The sequence below is a fragment of the Marinobacterium sedimentorum genome (genome assembly GCF_024267675.1).
Taxonomy (GTDB): Bacteria; Pseudomonadota; Gammaproteobacteria; order Pseudomonadales; family Balneatricaceae; genus Marinobacterium_A; species Marinobacterium_A sedimentorum.
On record NZ_JALDYX010000176.1, the window covers coordinates 1 to 225 of the forward strand.

1 protein-coding gene is annotated in these 225 nt (G+C 49.3%); it reads left to right on the top strand.

Translation table 11 applies throughout. The features are described from left to right. Positions 1 to 225 (top strand): hypothetical protein (locus MRS74_RS23750; RefSeq protein ID WP_254582745.1); only part of this gene is annotated, 225 nt, incomplete at both ends.

Sequence of the window (225 nt, forward strand, 5' to 3'; positions counted from 1 at the left end):
TCCCAGCTATCGTTGGTTGTGGTAACGCAACAGATAGCCTTGCCGATGGCGCGACCGTAACTGTTTCTTGTTCAGAAGGCGAAACGGGCTACGTTTATCAGGGAGAGCTTGAGTTTGAAGTACGACGCTCAGCCGTTGACGAATTGCCTCTTCTACCGACTAAAGTAATGATGAACGTTGGTAACCCAGATCGTGCCTTTGACTTCGCTCAAATCCCTAATGAGG